Genomic DNA, 6852 nt, shown 5'->3' with positions numbered 1-6852 from the left:
GGTCTTGCAGGCCTCTTTGGCGACCTGCAGTTTGAAACGCGCGTCGTATCTGTTCATGTATCCCTCGGGGTTGGATCTGATGTCCAACTCCCGGGGGTCACTTCATGGATGGGTTTACGGCGTGTCCCGGCCCCGCTCCCCGCCTCGCCCCAGCTCCGGAACTGCTTCAGTCCCAGGAACAAAAAAAGCCCCGGCAATCACCGGGGCAACATGCTGCGAGGGTTTCGCGTGCAGCGGGGGAGCGGGGGCGAAGCCCCCGCGCCCAACACGCCGCTTTAGAACTTGAAGACGTACGAAGCGCCGTAGACCAGCGGATCGATATTGACCGTGCCGATCTTCTCGCCGTTCAACTTCACCTTGCTGTCGATGTCGATCCAGCGCATGTCCACGCGCAGGGCGCCCTTCTCGCCGATCGCGAAGTCGATGCCCGCATGCGCGGCCAGGCCCCACGAATCCTGCAGCTTCAACTTGCTGCCGGCCAATGCACCGGTGGTGTCTTCGCTGAAGAAGGTGGTGTAGTTCACGCCCGCGCCAACGAACGGCGACACCTTGCCCTTGCTGTTGAAGTGGTACTGCAGGGTCACCACCGGCGGCAGCTGCTTGGTGCTGCCGACACGGCCCAGGCCGTTGATGTTGATGTCGTGCTTGAACGGCAGTGCGGCCAGCACTTCGATGCCCAAGTTGTCGGCGATGAAGTACTCGCCGGTGATGGTCGGCTTGACGTCGTTGTCGACGTCGACCTTCAGGGTGCCGCCGGCCAGCCAGCCGTTGTTCGACTTCGGCGCCACCTGGTGCACGCCAGCCGAAACGGTCCAGTCGCCCTTGGACTGGGCCATGGCCGGGGCGGCGGCGAGGGACAGGGCGGCGGCCAGGCTGGCCACGATCAGGGGGGAGGTCTTGCGCATGGGGGTGTTCTCGTTGCTGGGTGGATGGCGACAGTCTCGGCCTCACGCCGCGCTAACGCTTTGATCCGGATCAAATCCTGTCCGCCGACCTGCTGGCGGCCCGGCCTGGCCCACGGTGGCCAGCCCCGGCCTGCTAGACTTGTGGGCCCTATCCATCCCGCCGCACCCGTCGCGGCTGCAGGAGCTTGAGAAATGGCAATCAAGGTTGGTATCAACGGTTTCGGTCGCATCGGGCGTAACGTCCTGCGCTCGGCGGTGCTGAACTTCGGCGACGACATCGAAATCGTGGCCATCAACGATCTGCTGGAGCCGGATTACCTGGCCTACATGCTCAAGTACGACTCCGTGCACGGCCGCTTCAAGGCCGATGTGGCGGTGCAGGGCAACGACCTGCTGGTCAACGGCAAGAAGATCCGCCTGACCCAGGAACGCGACCCGGCCAACCTGAAGTGGGACGAAGTCGGCGCCGACGTGGTGCTGGAAGCCACCGGCCTGTTCCTGACCAAGGAGACCGCGCAGAAGCACATCGATGCCGGCGCCAGGAAGGTCATCATGTCGGCCCCGTCGAAGGACGACACGCCGATGTTCGTGTTCGGCGTGAACGACAAGACCTACGCTGGCCAGGCAATCATCTCCAACGCCTCGTGCACCACCAACTGCCTGGCCCCGCTGGCCAAGGTCATCAATGACAAGTGGGGCATCAAGCGCGGCCTGATGACCACCGTGCATGCGGCCACCGCCACCCAGAAGACCGTCGATGGCCCGTCCAACAAGGACTGGCGCGGTGGCCGTGGCATCCTGGAAAACATCATTCCCTCGTCCACCGGTGCGGCCAAGGCCGTCGGCGTGGTCATCCCGGAACTGAACAAGAAGCTGACCGGCATGAGCTTCCGCGTCCCGACCTCGGACGTGTCGGTGGTCGACCTGACCGTCGAGCTGGAGAAGGAAGCCACCTACGCCGAGATCTGCGCTGAAGTGAAGGCACAGAGCGAAGGCGCGCTGAAGGGCATCCTCGGCTACACCGAAGACAAGGTTGTGGCCACCGATTTCCGCGGCGAGACCTGCACCTCGGTGTTCGACGCCGACGCCGGCATCGCCCTGGACGGCACCTTCGTCAAGCTGGTGACCTGGTACGACAACGAGTGGGGCTACTCCAACAAGTGCCTGGAAATGGCCAAGGTCATCGCCGCCAAGTAAGGCCGGTGTAGATCGCAGACGGACCCCGGCCTGGCCGGGGTTCGTCGTTTATGGGACCCACCCTGTCGTAGCATGGGGCGGTCGACCGCCGCCGCTGGGGCGCGGGATCGCATTGGAAGCACGCAATGGAAGCACTGATAGCCCTGGTCGTACTGGTTCTTCTGGCCATCCCGCTGTTGCTGGTGGTCGCGCTGGTGATGATTGCCGGCCTGCGCCGCCGCGTCGCTGCGCTGGAAAGCGCGATGGCCGCCGCGCCGACCGCCGTCAGGCCGGCCGCTACCGCCCCCGCGCCTGAACGGCCTGTGGCCGCACCTGCTGCCAGCGACGATCCACCGTTCCTGCGGCCGGCCGCCGCTGCTGTGCCTCCGTCCCCGCAGCCACCGGTGCGCGAAGCAACGCCCACCGGGGTGCCTGTCCCTCGTCCTGCTGCGCCACCGCCCGTGCCGCCGGTGCCGGTGCAGCCGCCGTTGCCTTCCGAACCGGCACTGCCCAATGTCATCGAGCGTGGCATCGGTGCGGTCAAGCGCTGGTTCACCGAAGGCAACGTGCCGGTCAAGATCGGCATGCTGGTGCTGCTGGCCGGTGTCGCTGCGCTGCTGAAGTACGTCAGCGACCAAGGCTGGCTGGTGCTGCCGATCGAACTGCGCCTGGCCGGCATCACCGTGGCTGCGCTGGGCCTGCTGGCCTTCGGTTGGCACCAGCGTGAACGCCGGCGGCTGTTTGCCCTGGCGCTGCAGGGCGGTGCCATCGGCGTACTGCTGCTGACCATCTTCGCGGCGTTCAAGCGCTTCGACCTGATTCCGCCGGCCTTTGCCTTTGCCAGTTCGATCGCACTGGTGGCCGGGCTGTGCGTGCTGGCGGTGGTGCAGAACTCGCGCACGCTGGCCGTGCTGGGCATCCTGGCCGGCTTCATGGCACCGCTGTGGCTGTCCACCGGCAGCGGCAACCACGTGGGGCTGTTCAGCTATTACGCCGTGCTCAACGCGGGCATCTTCGCCATTGCCTGGTTCCGCCCATGGCGCGCGCTGAACCTGCTGGGTTTCGCCTTCACCTTCGGCATTGGTACCTTCTGGGGCGTGCTGCAGTACGCACCGGACAAGTTCAGCAGCACCGAGCCGTTCCTGGCGCTGTTCTTCGTGTTCTACCTGCTGATACCGCTGTTGTACGCGCGTCGCCAGCAGGCCGGCCGCCGTGACCTGATCGATGGCAGCCTGGTGTTCGGCACGCCGCTGGTTGCGTTCTCGCTGCAGGCAGGCATGCTGCACGCGCAACCGATGACGCTGGCACTGTGCGCGCTGGGCCTGGCGGCGATCTACGCGGTATTGGCCCGGGCGCTGATCGCACGTGCGTCGTACACCGTGCTGGCGCAGTCGCATGCCGTGCTCGCGGTGGGGTTTGCCACGCTGGCGGTGCCGCTGGCATTGTCGGCGCGCGCCACCGGGGCCGTGTTTGCACTGGAAGGTGCTGGCCTGGCGTGGTTGGGGCTGCGCCAGAAGCGCTGGCTGCCGCAGGTCTCCGGCGCGTTGCTGCAGATCGGCGCCGCATTTGCCTTCGTTGCCGGTGGCGATCACTGGCACGAAGACCTGCGCTTCCTGATCAACCCGACCGCCATTGGCGCGCTGCTGCTGGCCCTGGCCGGCTTCGCGTCGGCGTGGAGCTACCAGCGCAGGCCGCGTCATGAGGTCGCACTGGTGTATTACCTGTGGGGCGTGCTGTGGTGGCTGGGCGGCCTGGTCCATGAGATCACCCGCTTCTTCCCGTACCGCACCGAAGTGGACGCGTTGCTGGTGCTGGCCGCAGTCACTGCCTGGCTGGCGGCCGAAGCGCAGCGTCGCCAGCCGGCGCGTGCGCTGGGCGTTACTGCGCTGGCCATGCTCGCGCTGGGCTTCCCGCTGGCCCTGATGCAGAGCGATGCACACCACCAGCCGTTCGCCGGCCATGGCGCGCTGGCCTGGGCGGTGTTCGCGGTGCTGGGCGTGCGGACCCTGCTGTGCCTGCGCCAGGGCGGCGATACCGTGGCCCGCATCGCGCAGTTCCTGTGGTGGCTGCTGTGGCCGTCGCTGCTTTCGCTGCTGGCCTTGTGGGGTGGTGGCGAGGCCGGCCTGGCGCAGGGTTGGACGACCCTGCTGGTGACCTTGCCGTGGCTGCTGATGGCGGCGCTGTCGCTGTGGCGCTGGAACGCATTGCGCTGGCCGCTGGGCGCGGCCTTCGACAGCGTGCGCGTCCCGCTGCAGTGCGTGCTGTTCGGCCTGCTGGCGATCGGTTGGCTGTTCGGACAGCTGCTGCCGGGCGACGCCGCGCCGCTGCTGTGGCTGCCGGTGCTGAATCCGGCGGAGATCGGCCAGTGGCTGAGCTTGTTGCTGCTGGCGCGCTGGCTGTACGGCAGTGAGGCACAGCAGGCATTGCTGAACATCCGCATGCCGCTGCTGGCACTGGCGGCCTTCCTCGCGTTGACCAGCCTGGTGCTGCATGGCGTACACCAATGGGGTGGACTGGCGTGGAATGCGTCGATGATGCGCTTCAGCCTGGCGCAGACCAGCCTGACCGTGTTGTGGAGCGTGCTGGGTGTGATTGCCTGGGTGTGGGGTTCGCGTCGCAGTCAGCGTGTGTTGTGGATGGTCGGTGCCGTGCTGATGGGCGTGGTGCTGGCCAAGCTGGTTATTGTCGATCGCCAGCACCTGGGCAACCTGCTGGGCATCGCATCGTTCATCGCCTACGGCCTGCTGTGCACGGTCGTGGGTTATCTGGCACCGGCACCGCCAAGCGCGGCGCCGACCGTGGAGGAAACGCAATGAGGAAGTGGAGCAGGGCGCTGCTGTCGGCGATGTTCGGCATGCTGGCCGCCGTCGTGGTACAGGCGGCTGATTACCGCACGCAGTATGCCGAGCAATGGCCGCTTACATTGTCCAGTGCGCAGTCCGGTGCCTACCGTATCGTGCTGGAGCCGGCGATCTACCGCCGTGCCGTAACCGCCGATCTCAGCGATCTGCAGGTGTTCAACGCGGCCAGCCAGTTGTTGCCGTCGGCACTGCTGGCGCCGGACCAGCCGCTGGCGCAGTCGCCGGTGCAGCGTGAACTGCCGTGGTTCGTGCTGCCGCCGCTGGCCGATGCACAGCGCAACGACCTGCAGCTGCTGACCGAGCGCGATACCGATGGGCGCGTGCGCCGGGTCGAAGCGCGGGTGGGTGGCGGGGCAGCGGCGAGCGGGCAGGGCGGCTGGCTGATCGACGCCAGCATGCTCGACCAGCAGCCGCTGGCGGCACTTGTGCTGGACTGGACCGACAGCGGCCAGCCGCTGCAGGCGCAGGTGCAGCTGGATGCCAGTGACGACCTGCGGCACTGGCGATCGATTGGCCGCGACGTGCCGCTGGTGGATCTGCAGCGCGCCGGCAAGCGCCTGCTGCAGCGCCGCCTGCAGGTGGACGGCGCTGCACGCTACCTGCGCATCCTGGCGCAGGGCGACTCGCGCCTGCCGACCCTGCGCGGCGTACTGGCGGAACTGCCGCCAGCACCGGCCACGCTGCCCTGGGAATGGCTGTCGCTGGAGCCGACGTCGTCGGGCAAGGGCGAGTACACCTTCGAGATGGATGGCCGGTTCCCGGTGGCGCGTGCCGATGTCGCCAGCACCGATAACAGCCTCGTGCAATGGACGCTGTTCAGCCGCGATGACGAGAGTGCGGAATGGCAACGTCGCAGCGCGCCGTGGATCGCCTATCAGGTGCAGCAGGGCACGCAGGGCCAGCGCCAGCAGTCGGCGGCACAGCCGCTGGGCGGGGCGCACCGCGACCGCTACTGGAAACTGGTGGCGAATCCGGCGGAAACCGCCACCGCGCCGACGCTGCGCCTGGGCTACCAGCCGGAAGTGCTGGTGTTCCTGAGCCAGGGTGCGGCGCCCTACGCACTGGCGGTGGGCAGCGCGACCGCGCGCCGCACGGACGCGCCGATCGGGGTGCTGATCGAGGAACTTCGGCAGCGCAACGATCCTTCGTGGCAGCCAACACTGGCGCGCCTGGAAGGCAGTCCGGAGCCGCTGGCCGGCGATGCGGCGCTGAAGCCGCAGCGCGATTGGAAATCGTGGTTGCTGTGGGCGTTGCTGGGCCTGGGCGTACTGGTGGTGGGTGGCCTGGCGCTCAGCCTGCTTCGGCAGAAACCTGCGCCTTCGGAATAGGTTCCAGCGAACGGCGCAGCCCCTCGTGGGTGGGCGGTTGGTCGCGTAAAGCAAAAGCAGCGCTTGACCGGGCGGGGCGGGTTCGCGGGGGACGCCGCAAGTACGTCCTTGTAGGCTTGGCAGCCGCATCCATGCGGCTGACACCCCCGCGAACCCACCCCGCCCGGCCTCTGACAATTTCCGTGTGCGTCCCACCACGGAAAGAAAAAAAGAAGAGCAAAAGCTCCATGGCAGGGCGCTCTTTGTAGAGCCGAGCCCAAGGCCGGCTGGTGGTGGGGATAGACGCAGCCGAAGACGGGCACGGCTCTACATTTTTCTCCGACACCAGAAACCGCTTTTGCCTTTGCCATCTGCATCACCTCAGGTGCCTGTCGAGGCCGGGGCGGTGGGGGGGGGGGGGGGGGGGGGGCGCGGCGCGGTGGGGCGCCCCCCCCCCCCGCCTGCGATAACGCCGTGCCGGGCCCCCCCCACACACCCCCCCCCCATCACCCCGCCCCCCAGCCGCCCCCCTATTGGCGGTGCTGGTGGTTTTTGTGTTTGCCTCTGGGCCGAGCAGGAGCCGGCGCCGGGCCGGCCCCCACA

The 6852-nt window shown here is 67.5% G+C and carries 4 protein-coding genes; 3 read left to right on the top strand and 1 reads right to left on the bottom strand.

Annotation, left to right across the window (positions count from 1 at the left end; genetic code table 11):
• Nucleotides 1-275: 275 nt before the first annotated feature.
• On the bottom strand, nt 276-905 hold the full coding sequence (locus WDC87_RS21485) for an OmpW family outer membrane protein (protein ID WP_049410595.1): 630 nt from the start codon (nt 903-905) through the stop codon (nt 276-278).
• A 192-nt stretch (nt 906-1097) separates the two neighbouring features.
• Here WDC87_RS21485 and gap point away from each other — a divergent pair, with 192 nt between their 5' ends.
• The 3 genes from gap to WDC87_RS21470 all read left to right on the top strand — a co-directional run bounded on the left by gap (nt 1098) and on the right by WDC87_RS21470 (nt 6270).
• Complete coding sequence (gene gap, locus WDC87_RS21480; protein ID WP_005418885.1) at nt 1098-2102, top strand: type I glyceraldehyde-3-phosphate dehydrogenase; 1005 nt, start codon at nt 1098-1100, stop codon at nt 2100-2102.
• Between the two features lie 125 nt (nt 2103-2227).
• Nucleotides 2228-4897 carry a DUF2339 domain-containing protein gene (locus WDC87_RS21475; RefSeq protein WP_252745186.1) on the top strand — a complete coding sequence of 890 codons (2670 nt, stop codon included), beginning with the start codon at nt 2228-2230 and terminating at the stop codon, nt 4895-4897.
• Complete coding sequence (locus WDC87_RS21470) at nt 4894-6270, top strand: DUF3999 domain-containing protein (protein WP_252745187.1); 1377 nt, start codon at nt 4894-4896, stop codon at nt 6268-6270. The genes WDC87_RS21475 and WDC87_RS21470 overlap by 4 nt, the downstream gene beginning before the upstream one ends.
• Nucleotides 6271-6852 lie beyond the last annotated feature (582 nt).

The sequence above is a fragment of the Stenotrophomonas maltophilia group sp. Smal12 genome (genome assembly GCF_037079935.1).
Lineage (GTDB): Bacteria > Pseudomonadota > Gammaproteobacteria > Xanthomonadales > Xanthomonadaceae > Stenotrophomonas > Stenotrophomonas sepilia.
Note: the sequence above shows the minus strand (reverse complement) of the source record. Positions and strands in the feature narration are given on the sequence as shown.

Bases quoted from the DNA above. Each gene is read 5' to 3' on its own strand.
- gap (WP_005418885.1), top strand. From the start codon at position 1,098: ATGGCAATCAAGGTTGGTATCAACGGTTTCGGTCGCATCGGGCGTAAC.
- WDC87_RS21475 (WP_252745186.1), top strand. From the start codon at position 2,228: ATGGAAGCACTGATAGCCCTGGTCGTACTGGTTCTTCTGGCCATCCCG.
- WDC87_RS21470 (WP_252745187.1), top strand. From the start codon at position 4,894: ATGAGGAAGTGGAGCAGGGCGCTGCTGTCGGCGATGTTCGGCATGCTG.
- WDC87_RS21485 (WP_049410595.1), bottom strand. From the start codon at position 905: ATGCGCAAGACCTCCCCCCTGATCGTGGCCAGCCTGGCCGCCGCCCTG.